This is a genomic window from Kitasatospora sp. NPDC004240 (assembly GCF_053603215.1).
Map to the genome: position 1 here is coordinate 88,674 of NZ_JBSGFD010000006.1, position 19,681 is coordinate 108,354.

The window sequence follows — 19,681 nt, forward strand, 5'->3', positions numbered from 1 at the left end:
CCGCCCGCGAGGCCCGGAAGGTACTGCCGTGCTGCAAGGCCTCTGCGGGGAGGCCGTGTGGCACGCGGTCGGCAGGTCATCGGACTCACGGGCCCCCGGGTGGGCCGCCCGCACACCGCTGCGGGGCAGTCCCGGACTCCCACCGGGTTCCCCTGCGTCGACAGCAGGAGTGAGCATACATGTAGTGGCGGCTGACTTTTGCGGCACCATATGTTGTGGCCGGTGTGTCGTACGTCCCGCTGGTCAGCCCGGCGTGTCGGCACCCCGGAAGGCCTCCGGGAGGCCTCCGGGAGGCTTCTGGGAGGCCTTCGGAAGGCCTCCGGGAGGCCCTGTGACGGCCCTGTGGAGACCCCGGAGCCCGTCCTGGGCGGACGCCCCGTCAACGCCCCGGGAGCGCCCCTCAGGCGTACTTCAGGTAAACCTTGTAGGTGCTCGAATCGCCGGTCGGCGAGGTGAACTGCGCGATCAGCCGGTAGTGCCCGCTGGAGGACAGCGCGGCGCTCAGCGCGCGGTCGGTGGCGGCCGGCGCGGTGCTGTCGAGGACGACCAGGGTGAACCAGCCGTCCCGGATCGCCGCCGCGCTGCCCGCGTCGCCGCGCAGGGTCACCCCGGAGGCGGCGTGGTACTCGGTGCCCTTGCGGGCCGACACCCACTGTTCGGGGCGGCTGACCTTGCCGAGGTAGTACTCTGGCAGGCCGTCGACCGCCGTCAGGTAGCGACCTTCCGGTTCGGCGTGCACCCGCAGCACGGCGAGCAGCCGGCCGTCGTCGGGGCCGTCCTGGTAGCGCGCCGAGGACTGCTCCAGGCCGAGGGCGAGCAGCACCACCCACACCAGGATGCCCAGCTGGGGGTTGCGGAAGTGCGCGCCGACCAGGCGGGTGATGCCCACCCCGGCCAGCGGCGCGGCGAGCAGCATGCCGAGGCCCAGGTGCCGGAACAGCACCCCGGGGGTGCCCAGCCACAGGTGGATCGCGGGGACCAGCAGCGCCGTCGCGACCAGGGTCGCGCCCAGCGCCGCGCGGTGCCCCCTGGTGGTGGGGACGAAGTCGCTCTCCGGTGACTCGTTCATCTGCTCGCGCCGCACGTAGGCGACCGCCCCGGCGACGGCGAGCACCGTGAACAGGCCGCCCCACTGGAGTGCGTTGAGGAGGATCTCGGTGCGCGGCCGGGCGCCGTGGCCGAGGGCCGGGGACCACGCGGCGATCTCGTCCAGCAGCCCGGCGCCGAGCAGCGCGCCGGCCGTGCCCGCGGCCAGCAGCAGGACGCGCACCGCCGCCTGGCCGAGGCCCCGGTGCGGCCGGGCGGTGACCAGGGCCAGGGCGAGCAGGGCGGGCACGGCGACGGCCGCGGCGTACGCGGTGGCGGCGGCGAGCGCGAGGGGCACGGCGGCCACCAGGACGAGCGCCACCGGCCGGCGGGCGGTGTGCACCACCACCCAGGCCGCGCAGGCCACCAGCATGACCGCCGGGGCGTCCGGGGCCGCGTAGAAGCCGACGACCACGGTGGACTGGAGGACGGCGTACGCCCCGGCGCTGCAGATCGCCACCCGCTCGTTGAACAGCCGGCGGGTGATCGAGTACAGCAGCACGGTGGTGACCAGGGCGAAGCCCAGGCTGAGCAGCCGGGTGCCCCAGATGCCGTTGGCGTTCGCAGTCCAGCCGGCCAGCGGCGGGTACAGCCAGGGCGAGCCGGGGATCCGGCCGAGCAGGTCGGTGGTCACCGCGGCGCCGTCGGTGAGGTGCGCCAGTTGCTGGCGGCCGGCCACCATGGCGGCCGCCTCGTCGGGGTGTGCGGCGGCCAGCAGACGCAGCGAGAGCGCCGCCTGGATGGCCAGCACACCGGCCAGCAGGGCGCGGGCGATCCAGCGGCGCCGGGGGCTGGGGGCCGGGTCCCAGCCGATCGCCGGGACCTCCGGGATGGTGTACGGCGCGAGCTCCACGACCCGGGAGTCGTCGACCGGCGGCCGCCCGTCGGCGCGGTGGCCGGTGCCCCGGTGTCCGTCGGCGTGCTGTCCGTCGGCGTGGTGGCCGGTGTCCCGGTGGTCGGCGTCCCGGTGGCCGCCCGCGGCCGGGGCGGCGCCGGTGGTGCCGGAGTCCCCGGCCGCCGGTGTGCGCGGGCCCGGGAAGGAGTCGGTCTCAGTGGTCATCTCGGGTTCCGGATGTCGAAGCCGTAGCGGGGGTCGGAGACGCGCTGCCTGAAGTCGGTGAGGGTCGCGGGGACGGCCTCGACCCGCCAGTCCGCCCGCTTGACGATGTTGAACCAGACGAAGCCCACGATGTCGTCGTGCGCGGCCAGTCCGTTGAAGAGCTCGGTGACGTCCGCGCGCTGCCGTTTGCCCTGCTCGGCGGCGGTCTCGCTGATGAAGAAGGGCTTCTTGCAGAAGGCGCGGATCTCGGCCATGGTCGGGCCGTACAGGGTCTCGAAGGTCTTCGGGCCGTGCTGGGTGAAGTAGCCCGTCATGCCGGCCCAGTCCACGTAGGCGTCGCCGGGGTAGTACGGCGCCAGCCGGGTGTTGGGGGCGGGGACGGTGATGTTGGGGCTCCACACCCAGATCACGTTGGTGGCGCCCGCCCGGTCGAAGATGTCGTGGACGCGGCGCCAGGCGCGGACGAAGTCCTCGGCACTGGCGGCCTGCCGGCCCCACGGGTACCAGTCGCCGTTCATCTCGTGCGCGATGCTGATCGCGATCGGCAGGTTGAGCTTGGCGGCGGCCTTGGCCACGCTCTTCACGTAGTCGTCGGTCTCGCCGTTCGCGATGGCCGCCATCGAGGGGGTGTGCGGCTCCCAGGCCATGAACGGCAGCGCCCCGGCCTCGTGGATCCGGCGCACGCCGACGGTGTCGAAGCCGTCGCCCCAGCCCGCGTAGTACTCCAGCACGTTCGGCTGCTTGCCGATCGCCGAGGTGTAGGCGGGCAGCGCGTCCATCGACTGCGGGACGTCGGGCAGCGCGGCCCCCAGGTACTTGCGGGCGGGCCGCAGCAGCGGGGTGACGTCGTACGGGATGTTCGTGGGGGCGGCCTTCGGTCTGGCGGCCGCGGTGGCCCCAGGGGCGGCCGGCCCGCCGGGGGCCCCCGGGGAGGCGCCGGCGGCGGGCACGGCGGCCGGGCCCGGGTCGGCGGCCTCGATCATGGCGAAGCCCGGGTCCTGGGGGCCGCAGGCGGTGGCCAGCAGCAGCGCGGCGGCCGCGACCGGGAGCAGCAGCCGGCGCCGGCCGGCCGGCCGGGAGGGGGCGGACATCGTGATCACACAGCTTCCGAGGGACGCGGCTGGACGAGGACCCGGCCCACGATGGTGGCGTAGAAGAGGCCGGACGCGAGGACGAGCGCGAAGTTCAGCGGGCCCATCGTGAGCATCCGCCAGATGGCACCGCCGACCCAGAGGACGGCGGTGCCGCCGCCCCAGCCGATCATGCCGACCCAGAAGCGCCGGGTCTTGTTCTTCTTGGCGCCGCTGGACCCGGTGGGCTGCCAGGCCATCCGGTTGCGCCGCAGGATGTCCCAGATGGCGAAGACGTGCGCCCACCCGTACATCATCCGGGCCGCCCAGGCCTCCAACCGGTAGGGGTTGCGGTGCCAGTACGGGAAGACCACGGTCGCGTAGAGCAGCCCGGGCAGGACCAGCACGGTGCTCTCCCAGCGGATCAGGTCGGGCCGCATCAGCAGCAGCACGATCGGGATCATCGGGGAGACGAGGGTGAACAGCGCGGTGTGGATGTAGTAGAAGAAGCCGGACAGGTAGCACATCCGGGTCACCGGCCGCAGCTTGGTCTCCCAGAACTTGCGGCTGCCCAGCAGGCTCATCGAGCCGGTGCACCAGCGGTACTGCTGGTTGAAGAACCCGCCCACGTTGTCCGGGCAGACCCCGGCGGCCAGCGCGACCGGCACGTACTGGAGGTCCCAGCCGAGCCGGCGCAGGTCGAAGCCGGTGTGCACGTCCTCGGAGTGCCCGATCAGCGTGGTGCCGCCGTTCTGCTCCAGGGCGGCCCGCCGGTAGACGGCGCAGCTGCCCACGCAGATCGCGCCGTCGCTGCGCTGCCGGGAGACCTGGACGGTCCGGTAGAACAGCTCCTGCACCGCGCCGGCGCCGCGCTCGATCCAGTTCTGGGTGTCGAGGATGCGGAAGAACTGCGGGGACTGCACGATGCCGAGCTTCGGGTTGTCCGCCATGTACGGCAGCAGCTCGTCCAGCAGGTCCGGCCGGGGCGCGAAGTCGGCGTCCAGGATGAGGATGAAGTCGCTGTCGGAGTTGCGGAAGCCGAACTGCAGGTTGCCGGCCTTCTTGAACCAGCCCAGGTTGTCGCGGGTGCCGTAGACGAACTCGAAGTCCACGGCCATCTGGGCCAGCTGCGGGCTGTTGCTGTCGTCCAGCACGTAGGGCGTCACCTCGCCCGGGTACTGGTCGCGCAGCCGGGCGACGTGGGTCCAGGTGTTGTGCAGGACCTCGATCGGCTCGCCGGCCACGGGCAGGAAGACGTCCACGGTCGGGTAGCGCTCCGGCCGCCAGGCCTTCACCAGCGCGCGGTGGCGCTTGAGGTCGAAGGTCTCGTTGAAGCCGTGCACCCAACGGGATATCAGGTAGTAGACGACGGTGAAGCCCAGCGGCGGCACGAACACCCAGAACCACGGGGTGGCGGTGATCAGGCCGATCTCGCTGGCGACCATGCAGGCGAAGCTGATCAGGGAGAAGACCGTCAGCACCCAGAGCCGGCTGCGGGTGTAGGAGTACTTCTCGGTGTTGTCCGGCGGCTGCGGCAGGAGCCCCCACTGGGTGCGCGCGGCCGGGTCGCGCCGGCTCCGGCGGCGTGAGGCGGGTGCCCGCCGGCTCCCCGCGACGCGGGTGCCCTCGGTGACGGTCACGTGGCTCTCTCCCCCGGAAACCGTATTGACGTGTGATCGGCGGTCCCGCGCGGCCGGTCGGGGGGCCGCGTGGACCCCAGGATCGTACGGGACGGTCGCTGACCGTTTCGCGTCCGGTTCGGTTGAGGGCCTGTCCGGAACCGCTGTCCTGCACCGATCGTGTTGGGGGCGGAGGGCCTGTGTACGGTTAGGCGCTCGCCGGGCCGTGCGGACGGACCGGCTCGGTATCGGACGGTACGGACGGTTCATGGCTAGAGGGATGGGCGGCGCGGGCGCTGCCGCACGGCTCGTACGCGGGGTGCGGGCGGTGGTCGCGTACGGCACGGCGGCCGTGCTGCTGGTCGGCTGCACCGACGGGGCGGACCGCACGCAGGCCGGCCCCGTGGCGTCGGCCACGGTGCCCGCGGCGGCGCCGGAGAGCCCGGCGCAGAGCCTGTGCTCGTCCCCGCAGGAGCCCTTCCCCAAGCGGCCGGTCGACGGCGGGACGAAGATCATCGAGCCGAACCCGTGGAACACCGCGGGCACCGTCTGCCTGGACACCCCCGGCGACACCGGCTTCACGGTGGCCGAGACCCGCGACTTCGTGCCGAAGACCCCGCTGGCCCCGGGCGCCTACCCCAACATCTCCACCGCGCCCGGCGCGAGCGGACTGCCCGTCCCGGTCAGTGCCCTCGGCGACGCCACCAGCGACTGGGAGGCGGCGGGCAAGGCGACCGGCTCGTTCAACCTCTCCTACGACCTCTGGTACGGCTCCAGCCCGGACAACTGCGTCCCGGGCGACAGCGCCGAGCTGATGATCTGGCTGGACGCCACCGACAGCGTCAAGCCGGCCGGGAGGAAGGTGACGGACGCCCAGATCATCGGCGACGCCGCCTGGGACGTGTACGAGGCGCCGATCACCGGGCCGCACAGCGTCATCAGCTACGTGCGGACCGAGCCCACCCACACCGCCCGCGGGCTCAACCTGCGGCTCTTCACCGCCGACGCCCTGATGCGCGGTTACGTCCCGCCGGGCTCGTACCTGTGCCGGGTGCAGGCGGGCTTCGAGATCTGGAGCGGCGGCACCGGGCTGCGCGCCGGGTCGTTCGCCTTCCACAACCGGGTCGGACTGCCGGCCGGCGAGGTACCGGCCGGGGCGCCCGGGATCTGCCTGCGCCACGGCGGCGGCGGCCTGGCCGGCACCCCGGTGACCGTCGGCTCCTGCGGCGACCTGGCCGTGTCGACCAACTGGACGGTGGGCAACGACGGTTCGCTGCGCGGCGGCGCGGCCTGCCTGGCCCCGTCCGGCAGCGGGAACGGCATCACCCTGGCCCGCTGCACGGGCGGCACCGGGCAGCGCTGGGCGGCCGGGACCGGCCAGAGCCTGGTCCACCAGGAGTCGGGCCTGTGCCTGGGCACCACGGGGGGCACCCTCGCGGACGGGACGCCGGTGCTCCTGAGGGCCTGCGCCGACGTGGTCTCACAACGCTGGAAGCTCCCGTACAACGGGCGCGCCCAGTAGTCGAACAGTCGTCGAATCGTGCGTGGCCGTACTCTCCGTCACCGCACCCCCCATGGGCGTGGCGGGGTTGATGCCCTAGCATTCCGACACATGAGCGATCGACCGGTACCGGGTGGCGAGCCGGGTCAGACCCCGGGGTGGCCCCCGCAGCAGGCACCGGCCGGCGGGGCCGCACCGGCCCCGGGGGTGCCCCCGCAGGCGTCCCCGAGCGGCGCGTTCGGCCCGGCCCCCAGCTTCGGCCCGCCGCCCGCGGCGCCCGGTGCGCCCGTGCCGGCTGCGCCGCAGGTCCCTCAGCCGCCGCAGCCCCAGCCGACGCAGCCTCAGGGCCAGCCGGTCCCGCAGCCCCAGCAGCCGCAGCCCGTGCAGCCCCAGCCGGTCGGGCCGACGCAGGCTCAGCCGGTCGTGCCGCAGCCCCAGCCCCAGCAGCCGTGGCAGCAGGCCACCCTCCCGTCGCCCCCCGCCGGCACCCCCGACTGGGAGGCGCTGGCGAACCGCAACGAGGCGGACGCGAAGAAGAAGCGCCGCATGCGGATGATCATCGCCGTGGCGACCGTCGTGGTCCTCGCCGGCGGGACGGCCGCCGGCCTGGTGCTGCTGAAGGACAACTCCGGGACCCCGTCCGCGAACGGCTCGCCCACCGCGAGCGCCAGCGGCGGCGCGACCGGGAGCCCCAAGAGCCCCGCCCCGACGGCGAGCGGCACACCGAAGAGCATCCCCGGCCCGGCGACCGTCGGCAGCATCCCGGCGGCCAAGGGCACCGTCGCGCTGGGCCTCGGCTCCGACGCGAAGCAGGGGACCATGCCCGGCTACCCCGGCCAGGTCCTCAAGCTCCCCAGCGGGCAGAACTCCTTCGCCCAGAGCGCCGACCAGGTGGTCGACACCGACAAGAGCTTCACGGTCTCCGCCCGGGTCTTCGTCGACGTGCCGACCGGCAACCGCAGCGCGGTCAGCCAGGGCGACGGCCCCTACTACTCGTACTCGCTCGGGCGGGCGGCCGCCCCCGACGGCCGCAACCTCTGGTACTTCAAGGTGCAGCTGCCCGGCGGCGGTTCCGCGGTGGCGTGGTCCAAGGGCGAGGCGCCGGTGAACCAGTGGGCCCTGCTCACCGGGGTCTACGACGCGGCGGCCGGCCAGATCACGCTGTACATCAACGGCGCGGCCCAGAGCGCCGAGAAGGCGGCCGGGGTCAAGGCCAGCGGCGCCGACACGCTGCAGATCGGGCGGCTCAGCTCCAACTCGCAGTGGAGCGACCCCTGGCACGGCGCCGTCGCCGACATCCAGACCTGGAGCCAGGTGCTGCCGGAGGCCGACATCGTCAAGATCGTCGCCGGCCCGAGCTCCCCGCCGTCGCTCCCGCCCGCGGCCGCCTGGCTGACCGGCTGATCGGCCGCCCGGCTGACCGGCTGACCGGCCGGTCGGCCGGGCCGGCACCACGAGAATTCCCGGGCGGGCCGGGCCGACCGCGGCCCCGGCCCGCCGCCGCGCCCGGGCGCGGCGTCCCGAACGAGGAGCAGTACCTGATGAGCGCGGACGGCCGTTGGATCCGCCCCGAGTCCACCCGCATGCCGGTCCTCACCCCGCGGCCGGCCGGGGTGGCCGACCGCGGCCCCGGGGTGCCCGGTCAGGCGCAGGGCCCGTCCCGCACCCGCCGCCGGCGGCCCGAGCCGGTGGCCCGGATGCCCAGGCCCGCCCTGCGCACCGACCTGCTGCCGCTGCTCGCGGTGCTGCTGGTGCAGGGGGCGCTCTCCTTCCACCTGCTCGGCAGCAACACCGCCTTCGTCGACGAGGGCACCTACATCTACGCCGGCTACCAGGAGTTCGCGAACCTGGTGGACGGCAGCCCGGTGGCCACCTACGAGACCTTCTTCTCGGGCTCCCCGCTGATCTACCCGGTGATCGTCTCGCTGGCCGACATGGCGGGCGGGCTGACCGGCGCCCGGTTGCTGAGCCTGACCTTCATGCTCTCCGCCACGGTCGCGGTGCACCTGGCCACCCGGCGGCTGCACGGCTCGCTCGCGGCCTTCTGCGCGGCGGCGGCCTTCGCCGCGCTCGGCCCGACCCAGTTCCTGGGCGGGCTGGCCACCTACGACTCGATGGCGCTGGCGCTGCTGGCCTGGGCCGGCTACCTGGCGGTGCGGCTGACCACCGGCGGCGGCCACCCGAGCCTGGTCCTGTCCGGTCTGCTGCTGGCGGTGGCGGGCTGCACCAAGTACGCCGCGCTGCTCTGGGTCCCGGTGGTGGCGGGGATCGCGGTCCTCGCCGGGCCCGGCGGTCCGGTGCTGGCCTGGTGGCGCTGGAAGCGCGGGCTGCTGCTCACCCTGACCTTCGTGCTGGCGCTCGCCGCGGCGGCCCTGCTGGCCGGTGAGCGGTACGTCAACGGCTTCAACCACACCACGCTCAAGCGCGCCCCCGGGCACGACGCCTACTCCTACGTGGCCGAGGAGGCCGCCAAGTGGGTCGGCGCGCTGCTGGTGCTGGCGCTGATCGGGATGGTCGCTCAGTTCGTGGCCGCCCGCCGGCGCGGCGGCGACGCCTGGCCCGAGTTCTGGCTCGCCGCGCTGCTGCTGCTCGCCGGCGTGCTGGCGCCGGCCAACCAGATCCGCATCCACACCTGGCTGTCGCTGCAGAAGCACGTCGACTTCGGCGCCTGGTTCTCCTGCGTGGTGGTGGGCGCCCTGCTGGCCAGGACGGTCCTCGCCCTGCGCGAGCGCCTGCACGTCACGGCGGGGATCGTGGTCGCCGCCCTGGTACTCGGCCCGCTCGGCTGGGCGGGGGCGGCCCAGGGCCGGGAGATGTTCGGCGAGTGGTCGGACTCCAAGGAGTTCGTGGCCGCGCTGGAGCCGTACGTGGTCAAGGGCGCCGACCGGTACCTGGTGGAGAACTACAACGTGCCCGCGTACTACCTGCGCGAGCAGGCCAACTGGCAGCAGTGGAAGGACCTGGTCGGCGTCTACCGCAAGGACCCGGCCACCGGGAAGGCCCAGGTCGGCGTCGAGGCCATCCAGGCGGGCATCCAGGCGCACGAGTGGAAGGTCGTCGTCCTGGACTTCACCCAGACCCCGGACATCGACCGCGCGGTGCAGCCCACCCTGAAGGCGGCCGGCTACCGGGTGGTCACCGTGGTCCGGAGCGGGGAGCACGGGCGCTACACCATCTACGTGGCGCCGGGGTACGACAAGCACAAGTGACCGCCGTCCGGCGCCCCGTGGTGGAGCCGGCCGACCGGAGCGCCGCGGCCCGGCGTCCCGTGGTCCGTCGGAGGCGGGCCGTGCTCCGTCAGAGGTCCATCGTGTAGACCCAGAGGACGATCCCCGGGCGCACCTCCCAGTCGCGCTCCGGGGCGCGCCGGAAGCCCAGCCGCTCGTAGAGCCGGTGCGCGGAGGTCATCGACGGCTTGGTGGAGAAGGCCATGCCGTCCAGGCCGAGTTCGCGGCTGCGCGCGATCGAGGCCCGGACCAGCGCCTCGCCCGCGCCCCGGCCGCGGGCCGCGCGGCCGACGGCGAGCATCCGGATCTCGCCCTCGTGCGGCGCGGCGATGTCGGCGAACGGCGTCCCGCCGACCGCGAAGGTCACGCAGCCGAGCAGCCGTCCGTCACCCGGGTCGACCGCGACGAGGAGCTCGGCCTGCTCGAACCGGGGGCGGGCGTCGAGGAGTTGAGCGGCGTACGGGCCGTCGGCCGGGCTGTGCCCGTCACCGACGAAGGCCTCGTGGGTGACGGCTCCGACGGCGGCGAGGTCCGAGTCGAGCGCCCGGCGGATGACGATGTCCATACGGACAGTCTGCCCGGACGGGCGTTCAGGCCGGTGGGCAGGGTCGTGGGCGCGGTGGCGGGCACGGCGGTGCGCGGCAGGCCGGCGGCCCGGGGCGCGGAGAGCCGGTCGTCCAGCAGCGGGTCGCGGGGGTAGCCGCCGGGCCGGTGCCAGTTGTCGCGGCCGGTGCGGTTGCGGTCGAGGTCGCGCCCGACCAGTACGCCGAGGAGGCCGAATCCGCCGACGGTGCCGAGCAGGGCGAGCGCGCTTGCGAGTGTGTCGGAGTCCATGACTCCACTCTCGTCCGACGCCGGGGCGGCCACGAGTGGCAGCAATGACCGATCGCATCGAAAAACTGCCATCCCGGCCCTGGCGTTCCCCGCGCCCCGGACGGCATCCTGGGCGGCATGCTGAGGAACGTGGTCGCCGTGGTGCTGGAGGAGGTCCACCCCTTCGAACTGGGCGTGGCCTGCGAGGTGTTCGGCCTGGACCGGAGCGCGGACGGCCTGCCGGTGTACGACTTCGCCATCGCCGGGGTCCGCCCCGGGCCGCACCGCACGCACGCCGGGTTCTCCGTCGACGTCCCGCACGGCCCCGAACGGCTGGCCGAGGCCGACCTGGTGGTGGTGACCGCGACCGGGCAGCGGGACTCCTTCCCGCAGGCGCTGACCGCGGCGCTGCGGGCGGCCGTGGACCGCGGCGCCCGGGTGCTCTCCATCTGCAGCGGCGCCTACGTGCTGGCCGACGCCGGGCTGCTGGACGGCCGCCGCTCCACCACCCACTGGCGGTTCGCCGCCGACCTGGCCGAGCGCTACCCGCGCACCCACGTGGACCCGGACGTGCTGTACGTCGACGAGGACCCGGTGCTCACCTCGGCGGGCACCGCGGCCGGCATCGACGCCTGCCTGCACCTGGTGCGCAAGCTCCAGGGCGCCGAGGTGGCCCGCGCGATCGCCCGCCGGATGGTCGTGGCGCCGCACCGCGAGGGCGGGCAGGCCCAGTTCGTGGCCCGGCCGATGCCCGACGGGGGCGGCGAGTCGCTCGGCCCGCTGCTGGACTGGCTCCGCCACCACCTGCACGAGGAGGCCACGGTCGAGCAGTTGGCCGCCCGGGTGCACATGTCGCCGCGCACCTTCGCCCGCCGCTTCCACCAGGAGACCGGCACCACCCCGCACCGCTGGATCACCGGCCAGCGGCTGCTGCTCGCCCAACGGCTGCTGGAGAGCACCGACGAACCGGTGGACGCGGTCGCCGCGCGCACCGGCTTCGGCAACGCGGCGACCCTGCGCCACCACTTCGGGCGCCGGCTGGGCACCACACCGCTGGCCTACCGGCGGTGCTTCGCGGGCGTCGGCCCGGACGAGCGGGCCGAGCGGATCTAGAGCGCATCCGGAGCGCATCCGGAGCGCATCGCGAGCGGGCCGAGCGCATCCGGCCCGCGCCCGAGGACCCGGCTCAGTCGTCCGCGGCCAGGTGCCCGGTGTCGTTCCACAGGTCGGGCCGCAGCCGCCCGTCCTCGGCCCGCCAGACGCTGGCGGAGCAGTTGCGGACCTGGTCCAGGCCGAGCAGCTGCCCCTCGGTGAGCCGGTCCAGCGCGTAGCGGAGCATCAGGACGGTGCAGTCGTGCGCCACCAGCAGCACCGGGCGCCCGGCCTCCTCCTCGCCCAGGTCACGCAGCAGGCTGCGCATCCGCAGGGCGACGTCCGACCAGGACTCGCCGCCGGGCGGGCGGTAGTACAGCTCGCCCATCTTGCGGCGTCTCGCCGCCTCCTCGGGGTACCTGGCCTCGATCGCCGCCTTGGGCAGCATCTCCAGCACGCCCAGCTCGCGGTCGCGCAGCCGCTCGTCGTACCGGATGCCGATCGAGATCGGCACCGCGCCGAGCCCGGCGGCCTGGGCGAGTGCGATCCGGGCGGTCTCGGCGGTGCGCACGTACGGCGAGCACCAGACGCTGCGCGGGCGGTCGGCGCTGGGCAGGGCGGCCCACCAGCGGCCGAGCGCGTGGGCCTGCTGCTGGCCGTGGAGGGACAGCGGGATGTCCGCGTCCCGGCAGCTGATCGGCACGCTGAGCGCGCCGGTGGCCTCGGCGAGCTGGAACTCCACGTTGGCGGTGGATTCGCCGTGCCGGGTGGCGATCAGTACGGACGGCAGCCGGCCGGCCCCGCGGTGCCGTCCGTTGAGCGGGCCGCCGGCGGTGAAGGTCGTTCCGGCGGTGAGCGTGGTTCCGGTGGTGAGGGTGGTGTCGCCGTTGAGGCCGGTGCCGGTGTTGCCGGTGGTTCCGTCTGCCATGCCGCTGCTCCCCGTGGTCGTGGTCCCCGTGGTCGTCGGTCCCCGTGAAGGTGGTCCCCGTCATGTGGTCCCTCGGCGGGCGGTCGTTCATACATATGATCGCGCCGTCTCCTCCAGTGTTCACGGAGGAGGCGGCGCGATCACAGGGCGCGCGCGGGGCGTATCAGTGCGCTGCCACGGGCTCCGGCGCGTTCTCCGGCTCGTCGCCGCGGCCGGAGTCCGCGCCGTAGTCGGCCGGCCGGGTCTCGTCCGGGCCCTCCGGGGTCTTCAGGGCCCGCAGCACCAGGGTGAGGGCCACGGCCACCACCAGGTTGAGCACGAAGGCGGTGAGCCCGATGTAGCCGATCTCGCCGATCCCCGGGATCTCGGCCGCCGAGCCGCCGAAGTGCTTGGTGGCCGGGCTGGCGATGCCGTACGCCTTCCAGGTGCCGTAGGCCATGCCGGCCGCCCAGCCGGCGAACAGCGCCCAGTGGTGGAACCAGCGGGTGAACAGGCCGCCGACGATGGTGACGAAGGTCTGCAGGATCCAGATGCCGCCGAGCAGCTGGAGGTTGATCGCGGCCTGCTTGTCCATGGTCAGGACGAAGGCCAGTGCGCCGACCTTCACCAGCAGCGAGGCGATCTTGGCGACCCGGGTCTCGTCGGCCGCCGTGGCGGTGGGCCGCAGGTACTCCTTGTAGACGTTGCGGGTGAAGAGGTTGGCCGCCGCGATCGACATGATCGCGGCCGGCACCAGCGCGCCGATGCCGATCGCCGCGAAGGCGACGCCGGTGAACCAGTCCGGGAACATGTCCTCGAACAGCTGCGGCACGGACAGCTGGGCGTTGAAGCCCGGCACGCCCTTGCCCACGCCCGCCGCGATCGCCATGAAGCCGAGCAGGGCCAGCAGGCCGAGCATCAGCGAGTAGGCGGGCATGATCGCCATGTTGCGGCGCACGGTGTTGCGCGACTTCGAGGCGAGCACGCCGGTCACCGAGTGCGGGTACATGAACAGCGCCATCGCCGAGCCGAGGGCCAGCGTGGCGTACGTCCACTGCTTGTTCTCGGGGACGATCAGCGAGCCGGCCGACTTGGGCGCGCTGAACTTCTCGCCCACCGCGTCGAAGATGTGGCCGTAGCCGCCCAGCCGGATCGGGATGTAGATCACCGCGACGATGATCACGATGTAGATCAGGGTGTCCTTGACGAAGGCGATCAGCGCCGGCGCCCGCAGCCCGGAGGAGTAGGTGTAGGCCGCCAGCACGCCGAAGGCGATGAACAGCGGCAGGTCCTTGACGAACCAGTTGGTGCTCTCCCCGCCGCCGACCCCCAGCACGTCCAGCACCGCCTGGATGCCGACCAGCTGGAGCGCGATGTACGGCATGGTGGCGAGGATGCCGGTCAGCGCGACCACCAGGGCCAGCGGCCGCGAGCCGTAGCGCCCGCGTACGAAGTCGGCCGGGGTGACGTAGCCGTGCACCCGGGAGACCGACCAGAGCCGGGGCAGGAAGAGGAACACCAGCGGGTACGCGATGATCGTGTACGGCACCGCGAAGAACCCGGCGGCGCCGGTGGCGTACACGGCGGCCGGCACGGCGACGAAGGTGTACGCGGTGTAGAGGTCGCCGCCGAGCAGGAACCAGGTCACCCAGGTCCCGAAGCTGCGGCCGCCGAGGCCCCACTCGTCCAGGTGCAGGGCGTTGTCCGCCTTGCGCCACCGGGAGGCCAGGAAGCCCATCACGGTGACCAGGACGAAGAACAGCACGAAGACGGTCAGGGCGGGGACGTTCACGTCGCTCATCGGGCACCTCCGGCCTTCGCCGCGCGCCGGGCCTTCTCGTCCCGGTTGACCAGCAGGTAGGCGGCCACCGTGAAGACGGCCGAGACCGGCACCCAGAGCAGCTGGTACCAGTAGAAGAAGGGGACCCCGCCCAGTTCGGGCTCCGCCTTGTCGTACGAGGACACCCACAGCATCGCCACGACCGGCACGAGCAGCGCGAGCGCGGCCAGCACGCGCTCCGGCGTCACGGCCGGCACCGGTTCGGCTGGCTCGGGCATGACAGGTTCTGGGGCTTGCGCATCTGCGGACATGTTCGGCTCCGTCCCAAGGGCTCACCCCGGTGGCGCCGCAGCCCGGAGGGACCGCACACCCCCCGGACCCGCCGAGCAGCACCCCTGGTGATCGGCAGTCAGTACGGCGACGAAATGTAGAGCATGACGTGAGCCATGTCACCGGAAATGACAGAACTTTCCGCATTCCGGACGGGCGCGCCCCCGCGCGGGCGCGCCCGCGTACGCCGGGGTGCTGCACCCGGGCTGCACGCCCCCGTGCGCCGGTCTGCACACGGAGGGCAGGGCGGCTGCAGCCGGGCTCGGCAGGATCACGATCACTGGTCCAGACCACTGGGCCGGATCCCGTCGCGAGGAGAACCCCGTGAACCGCATCGCCGCCAGGCTCACCGCGCTGCTGGTCCCGACCACCGAGGCCCAGGCCGGCTGCGCCTACCAGGAGTACTGGACCAGCGACTGCTACTGCGACAACATGTTCCGCAAGTACTGCAAGAAGATGTACGTCGCGGCCAACTGCACCGCGCACTCCCTCGGCTACAAGTTCTACGGCGCCTGCTCCTGACGCTCCGCGGCCCGAAGTCCGTCCGAATCCGAGGGAGAACACCGTGAACCGCATCGTCGAGAAGCTGACCGCGCTGCTCGTGCCGGGCACCGAGGCGGCCGCCGCCTGCACCCCGCGCAGCTACTGGGCCACCAACGACTGCTACTGCGACAGCGTGGGCCGCAAGTTCTGCCGCTGGTGGGTCATCAGCCCCACCTGCGTCGGCACCAGCTACTACAAGTACTACGGCGTCTGCGCCTGACCCACCGGTGTGCCCCCGGTCCGGTCGCCTGGGCCGGGCCGGGGGCACCCCCGTCGGGGGAGAGGTCCTCGCGTGATCCGCCAACTCATCGTCCTGAGCTGCGCCTTCACCCTGTCCGGGGTGTTCGCCGCGTCCGCGCTCGGCAAGCTCCGCGACCGGGCCGCCGCCCGCGACGCCGTCCGCGCCCTCACCGGGCTGACCGGACGCGCCGTGGCACCGCTCGCCGCCGCCCTGACCGCCGCCGAGGCCGTGCTCGCCGCCGCGCTGCTGGCCCCGCCGCTGCGGACGGTCGCCGCCGTCGGCGCCGTCCTGCTGATGGCCGTCTTCGTCGCCCTGCTGGCCCGGGTGCTGCGGGCCGGCCGGCAGATCGCCTGCGCCTGCTTCGGCCGGGCCACCGCACCGGTCGCCCCGCGCCACGTGGTGCGCAACCTCGCGCTCCTCGCGGCCGCCCTGGCCGTCCCGCTGGCCGGCGCCGGCGCCGGGGGAGCGCCGGAGCCCGCCGTGCTGCTGCTCGCGCTCGGCGCCGCCGCCCTGCCCACCCTCACCGTCGTCTTCCTGGACGAGGCCGCCGAGCTGCTCCGGCCCGCCCGCCCCGTTCGCTGAGGCTCGCCCGAGCACAACCCCTGGAGCTCCCATGCCCGTTCTGGTCGCCGCCCTCGTCCTGGTCGGCCTGATCGCCGTCGCCAGCATGCTCTGCACCCTGCTGCTGGTGCGCCGGATGCGGCAGTTCGAGACCGACCTCGGCCGCGCGCTGAACCGCAACAGCGCGGCGCCCGTCCCGATCCGGCCCGGCACCCCGCTGCCCGGCTTCACCGCCATCACCGTGGACGGCACCCCGGTGGCCGGCTCCGACTTCCACGGCCGGCCCGCCCTGCTCGGCTACTTCTCCACCACCTGCCCCAGCTGCGAGGAGGCGCTGCCCTCCTTCCTGGAGGCCGCCGAGCACTTCCCCGGCGGGCGCGAGCGGGTCCTCGCCGTGGTCTCCGGCGAGCCGGACGCGGCCGCGGCGCTCGCCGGCCGGCTCACCGGCGTGGCCCGGACGGTCACCGAGCCGGCGAACGGCGAGATCGGCCGGGGCCTGGCCGTCGACCTGCTGCCCGGCTTCGCCCTCCTGGACGAGCACGGGCACGTCACACACTCCGCGGTCACCCTCGCCGACCTGCCGGCGTTCACCGCCGCATGACCGCCGCCCCGGCGGGCCGGATCCGCACCCTCGGCCGCGTCCTGCTGCTGCTGCGCCGCGCGGCCCCCGGGGCCAGCGCCGCCAACCTCGCCCTGACCGTCCTGCTCGGCCTGGTGCCCACCGGGCTGGCCTGGCAGCTCAAGGTCCTGATGGACGGGCTCGCCGACGGCCGCGGACTCGCCGCGGTCGCCCCCGCGCTCGCGGCGCTCGCCGTGATCGGGGTGCTGCAGGCCGTCCTGCCGCACGTCCAGGGCTACCTGGAGGACCAGATCACCCGGGCGCTGGCCGCCCACGTCCAGGACGAGCTGTTCGCCGCCGTCAACCGGATCCCCGGCCTCGGCCCCTTCGAGGACCCGGCCTTCCTGGACCGGCTCCGGCTCGCCCAGCAGGCCGGCTCCACCGTGCCCGGCCAGGTGCTCGGCGCGCTGTTCGGGGTGGCCCGGACCGCCGTCACGGTGGCCGGCCTGCTCGGCGTGCTGCTCGCCATCGGCCCGCTGCTCGCGCTGGCCGCCGCGGTGGCCGCGGTGCCCGCCGCGGTGGCCCGGATCCGCAACGCCACCCGGATGGTGCGGCTGATGGTCACCACCGGCAACGCGATCCGCCGCCAGGTCTTCTACCAGGGGCTGCTCACCGACCTGCAGGCGATCAAGGAGGTCCGGCTGTTCGGGCTCGGCGACTTCCTGCGCGCCCGGATGAGCGCCGAGCAGCACTCCGTCCACCGCGAGCAGCGCGCCCTGGAGCTGCGGGTGCTGCGCCAGCAGGCGCCGCTCGCCCTGGCCACCGCGCTGCTCTCCGCGCTCGGCCTGCTCTGGGCGGTCGGCCGGGTCGCCGACGGCATGCTCACCCTCGGCGGGCTGACCGCCTTCACCGCCGCGCTGGCCGGCCTGCAGACCGGCCTCGCCCAGCTCGCCGTCGACGCCGCCGCCGTCCACCAGGGCGTCCTGCTCCAGCGGCACTACGACGACCTGGTCACCGCCCCGGCCCCGCCGGCCGCCGCCGGACCCGCGCAGCTGCCCCCGCTGCGGGCCGGGATCGAGCTGCGCGACGTCTGGTTCCGCTACACCGAGGACGGCCCCTGGGTGCTGAGCGGCGTCGACCTGACCATCCCGTACGGCGGCTCGCTCGCCCTGGTCGGGCTCAACGGCGCCGGCAAGTCCACCCTGGTCAAGCTGCTCTGCCGGTTCTACGAGCCGACCCGGGGCAGCATCCACTGGGACGGCACCGACCTGCGGGAGGTCCCGCACGAGGCGCTGCGCGAGCGGCTCGGCGCGGTGTTCCAGGACTACATGAGCTACGACCTCACCGCCGCCGAGAACATCGCCCTCGGCGACCTGGCGCGGGCCGGCGACCGGGCCGCCGTGGAGGGCGCCGCCGCCCGCGCCGGACTGCACCCGAAGCTGGCCGGGCTGCCCCGCGGCTACGACACCCTGCTCAGCCGGGTGTTCTACCCGGACCTGCCCGAGGAGGAGGCCGCCGCCGGCGCCCTGCTCTCCGGCGGCCAGTGGCAGCGCCTGGCGCTGGCCCGCGCCTACTTCCGGTCCGGACGCGACCTGCTGATCCTGGACGAGCCCAGCTCCGGGGTGGACGCCGAGGCCGAGCAGGAGATCCACGAGCAGCTGCGCCGGCACCGCGAGGGCGTCACCAGCCTGCTGATCTCCCACCGGCTGGGGGCGGTGCGCGGCGCCGACCGGATCGTGGTGCTGGCCGGCGGCCGGATCACCGAGTCCGGCTCGCACGAGGAGCTGATGGCCGTCGGCGGCGAGTACGCCCGGCTGTTCCGGCTGCAGGCGGCCGGCTACGCCGGGGCGGTGGCGTGATGACCGCGCTCGCGATCGTCGCCGGGCTCGCCCTGCCGGCCGGTGCCGCGCTGCTGCTGGGCCTGCGCCGCTCGCTCGTCCTGGTCACCGTCCGGGGCCTGAGCATGAGCCCGGTGCTGATGCCCGGCGACCGGCTGCTGGTCAGCCGGCTGCGCCGGCGCCCGGGGGCGGGGGAGCAGCTGGTCCTGCAGCGCCCCGAGCCGGGCGCCGGCTGGGCCGGGCCGGTGCCGCGCGGCCCCGGCGACGCCCGCTGGTACGTGAAGCGGGTGGTGGCCGCCGCCGGCGACCCGGTACCGCCGGAGCTGCTCGCGGTCACCGGCTCCGCCCCGGGGGCGGTGGTGCCGCCGGGACGGATCCTGGTGACCGGGGAGCACGAGCACAGCGAGGACTCCCGGCAGTGGGGCTACTTCCCGGCCGACCGCATCCTCGGCACGGTGGTGGCCCGGATCGGCGCCGGGCCCGCGGTGAGCACCCGCAGCAGTCCGGCCGGCCGGTAGCGGCCCGGCTCCGGGGACTCCAGCAGCCGGGCGTCCACCAGCAGCTCCAGCACGGTCTCGGCGTACCCGGGGGAGAGGCCGAGCGCGTGCGCGGTCGCGGCCAGCTCGTACTCCTCCGGGCCGAGCCGCCGCAGCCGGCGCAGCAGCCACTCCGGCCGGTCGACCAGCGGGTGCAGGGCGTCCTCCAGGTGGCGGCCGACCTCCGGGTCGTCCAGCCCGAGCCGTTCCGGGCGGCGCTCGGCGTCGGTCAGCAGGTCGGCGAAGGTGCGGATCGGCCAGTCGGGCCGGGAGTCCAGCCGGGCGGCGGCGCTGCGGACGGCCAGCGGGTGCCCGGCGCAGTGCGCCAGCACGGCCCGGACGGCGGCCGGTTCGGCGCCCGCCCGGCGGCGGCCGACCGTCCGGGCGAACAGCTCGTGGCAGTCGTCCGGGGCGAGCGGGCCGAGGTCGAGCAGTCGTCCGGGGTCGGCGGCCAGGCGGCGGCCGCGGCCGGTGACCAGCAGCCGGCTGCGGCCGGTGCCGGGCAGCAGCGGCAGCAGCTGACCCTCCTGGTGGGCGTCGTCGAGGACGATCAGGATCCGGCGGTCGGCGGTCAGCTCGCGCAGCCGTACGGCCAGGTCGCCGGGGTCGGCGGGGAGGTCCCGGGCGCCGAGGTCGCGCAGCACCCGGGTGAGCAGTTCGGCGGCCGGCCGGGGCTTGCGGGCGCCGCCGAGCTCCAGGTAGAGGGCGCCGTCGGGGAAGCGCCCGGCGAGGTCGTGGGCGGCCCGGACGGCCAGCGCGGTCTTGCCGATGCCGGGCGGTCCGGCGATCACCACCGCGCGGCCGTCCGGGTCGTCCAGCAGGGCGGCGATCCGCTCCAGCTCGTCCTGGCGGCCGACGAAGTGGGCCGGGGCGCCCGGCAGCTGCCGCGGGCCCGCGGGCCGGGCGGGCGACGGACAG

General features: G+C 74.4%; 18 protein-coding genes and 1 riboswitch. Of the genes, 10 read left to right on the top strand and 8 right to left on the bottom strand.

The annotated features are described in order from the left end of the window. Positions 1-53: 53 nt before the first annotated feature. Positions 54-181: riboswitch (cobalamin riboswitch) on the bottom strand. 219 nt (positions 182-400) lie between these two features. The 3 genes from ACWEQL_RS03220 to ACWEQL_RS03230 are packed head-to-tail and all read right to left on the bottom strand — an operon-like array spanning position 401 to position 4,661. Then, on the bottom strand, positions 401-2,146 hold the full coding sequence (locus ACWEQL_RS03220) for an ArnT family glycosyltransferase (RefSeq protein ID WP_452148420.1): 1,746 nt from the start codon (positions 2,144-2,146) through the stop codon (positions 401-403). Further along, positions 2,143-3,237 (bottom strand): glycoside hydrolase family 26 protein, encoded by a 1,095-nt coding sequence (locus ACWEQL_RS03225; protein WP_452148439.1) that lies wholly within the window; start codon positions 3,235-3,237, stop codon positions 2,143-2,145. Before ACWEQL_RS03225 ends, ACWEQL_RS03220 begins: the two co-directional genes overlap by 4 nt. 5 nt (positions 3,238-3,242) lie before the next feature. Further along, complete coding sequence (locus tag ACWEQL_RS03230) at positions 3,243-4,661, bottom strand: glycosyltransferase family 2 protein (protein ID WP_452148440.1); 1,419 nt, start codon at positions 4,659-4,661, stop codon at positions 3,243-3,245. Between the two features lie 442 nt (positions 4,662-5,103). Here ACWEQL_RS03230 and ACWEQL_RS03235 point away from each other — a divergent pair, with 442 nt between their 5' ends. The 3 genes from ACWEQL_RS03235 (at position 5,104) to ACWEQL_RS03245 (ending at position 9,545) form a co-directional block, all read left to right on the top strand. After that, complete coding sequence (locus ACWEQL_RS03235) at positions 5,104-6,357, top strand: GH12 family glycosyl hydrolase domain-containing protein (RefSeq protein WP_452148421.1); 1,254 nt, start codon at positions 5,104-5,106, stop codon at positions 6,355-6,357. A gap of 402 nt (positions 6,358-6,759) precedes the next feature. Continuing rightward, positions 6,760-7,740: a LamG domain-containing protein gene (locus ACWEQL_RS03240; protein ID WP_452148422.1), complete on the top strand. Its 981-nt coding sequence runs from the start codon at positions 6,760-6,762 to the stop codon at positions 7,738-7,740. A gap of 137 nt (positions 7,741-7,877) precedes the next feature. Continuing rightward, complete coding sequence (locus ACWEQL_RS03245; protein ID WP_452148423.1) at positions 7,878-9,545, top strand: ArnT family glycosyltransferase; 1,668 nt, start codon at positions 7,878-7,880, stop codon at positions 9,543-9,545. Between the two features lie 88 nt (positions 9,546-9,633). Here the strand turns inward: ACWEQL_RS03245 and ACWEQL_RS03250 are convergent, their stop codons facing one another. Further along, entirely contained in the window at positions 9,634-10,128 is a 495-nt protein-coding gene (locus ACWEQL_RS03250; protein WP_452148424.1) for a GNAT family N-acetyltransferase, read from the bottom strand. 386 nt (positions 10,129-10,514) lie between these two features. On the opposite strand from ACWEQL_RS03250, the gene ACWEQL_RS03255 reads away from it, so the two are divergent. After that, complete coding sequence (locus tag ACWEQL_RS03255) at positions 10,515-11,489, top strand: helix-turn-helix domain-containing protein (RefSeq protein ID WP_452148425.1); 975 nt, start codon at positions 10,515-10,517, stop codon at positions 11,487-11,489. A gap of 73 nt (positions 11,490-11,562) precedes the next feature. Here the strand turns inward: ACWEQL_RS03255 and ACWEQL_RS03260 are convergent, their stop codons facing one another. The 3 genes from ACWEQL_RS03260 to ACWEQL_RS03270 form a co-directional block, all read right to left on the bottom strand. Further along, positions 11,563-12,396: a histidine phosphatase family protein gene (locus tag ACWEQL_RS03260; protein WP_452148426.1), complete on the bottom strand. Its 834-nt coding sequence runs from the start codon at positions 12,394-12,396 to the stop codon at positions 11,563-11,565. 163 nt (positions 12,397-12,559) lie between these two features. Continuing rightward, entirely contained in the window at positions 12,560-14,176 is a 1,617-nt protein-coding gene (gene mctP, locus ACWEQL_RS03265) for a monocarboxylate uptake permease MctP (RefSeq protein WP_452148427.1), read from the bottom strand. After that, positions 14,173-14,433 carry a DUF3311 domain-containing protein gene (locus ACWEQL_RS03270; RefSeq protein ID WP_452148428.1) on the bottom strand — a complete coding sequence of 87 codons (261 nt, stop codon included), beginning with the start codon at positions 14,431-14,433 and terminating at the stop codon, positions 14,173-14,175. The genes mctP and ACWEQL_RS03270 overlap by 4 nt, the downstream gene beginning before the upstream one ends. A 376-nt stretch (positions 14,434-14,809) precedes the next feature. Between ACWEQL_RS03270 and ACWEQL_RS03275 the strand changes: the two genes are divergently transcribed. The 6 genes from ACWEQL_RS03275 (at position 14,810) to ACWEQL_RS03300 (ending at position 18,745) form a co-directional block, all read left to right on the top strand. Beyond that, on the top strand, positions 14,810-15,007 hold the full coding sequence (locus tag ACWEQL_RS03275) for a hypothetical protein (RefSeq protein ID WP_452148429.1): 198 nt from the start codon (positions 14,810-14,812) through the stop codon (positions 15,005-15,007). A gap of 43 nt (positions 15,008-15,050) precedes the next feature. Next, the gene (locus tag ACWEQL_RS03280; RefSeq protein ID WP_452148430.1) at positions 15,051-15,248 is read left to right on the top strand and encodes a hypothetical protein; all 198 of its coding nucleotides are present in this window, start codon (positions 15,051-15,053) and stop codon (positions 15,246-15,248) included. Between the two features lie 72 nt (positions 15,249-15,320). After that, complete coding sequence (locus ACWEQL_RS03285) at positions 15,321-15,851, top strand: MauE/DoxX family redox-associated membrane protein (RefSeq protein WP_452148431.1); 531 nt, start codon at positions 15,321-15,323, stop codon at positions 15,849-15,851. Between the two features lie 31 nt (positions 15,852-15,882). Further along, positions 15,883-16,431, top strand: coding sequence for a TlpA disulfide reductase family protein (locus tag ACWEQL_RS03290; RefSeq protein ID WP_452148432.1), 549 nt, complete (start codon positions 15,883-15,885; stop codon positions 16,429-16,431). Next, on the top strand, positions 16,428-18,248 hold the full coding sequence (locus ACWEQL_RS03295) for an ABC transporter ATP-binding protein (RefSeq protein ID WP_452148433.1): 1,821 nt from the start codon (positions 16,428-16,430) through the stop codon (positions 18,246-18,248). Before ACWEQL_RS03290 ends, ACWEQL_RS03295 begins: the two co-directional genes overlap by 4 nt. Then, complete coding sequence (locus tag ACWEQL_RS03300; protein WP_452148434.1) at positions 18,248-18,745, top strand: S26 family signal peptidase; 498 nt, start codon at positions 18,248-18,250, stop codon at positions 18,743-18,745. The genes ACWEQL_RS03295 and ACWEQL_RS03300 overlap by 1 nt, the downstream gene beginning before the upstream one ends. On the opposite strand, the gene ACWEQL_RS03305 is transcribed toward ACWEQL_RS03300, so the two are convergent. Next, positions 18,652-19,681: NB-ARC domain-containing protein (locus tag ACWEQL_RS03305; RefSeq protein WP_452148435.1), on the bottom strand; the 1,030-nt coding region annotated here is incomplete at its 5' end. The genes ACWEQL_RS03300 and ACWEQL_RS03305 overlap by 94 nt on opposite strands.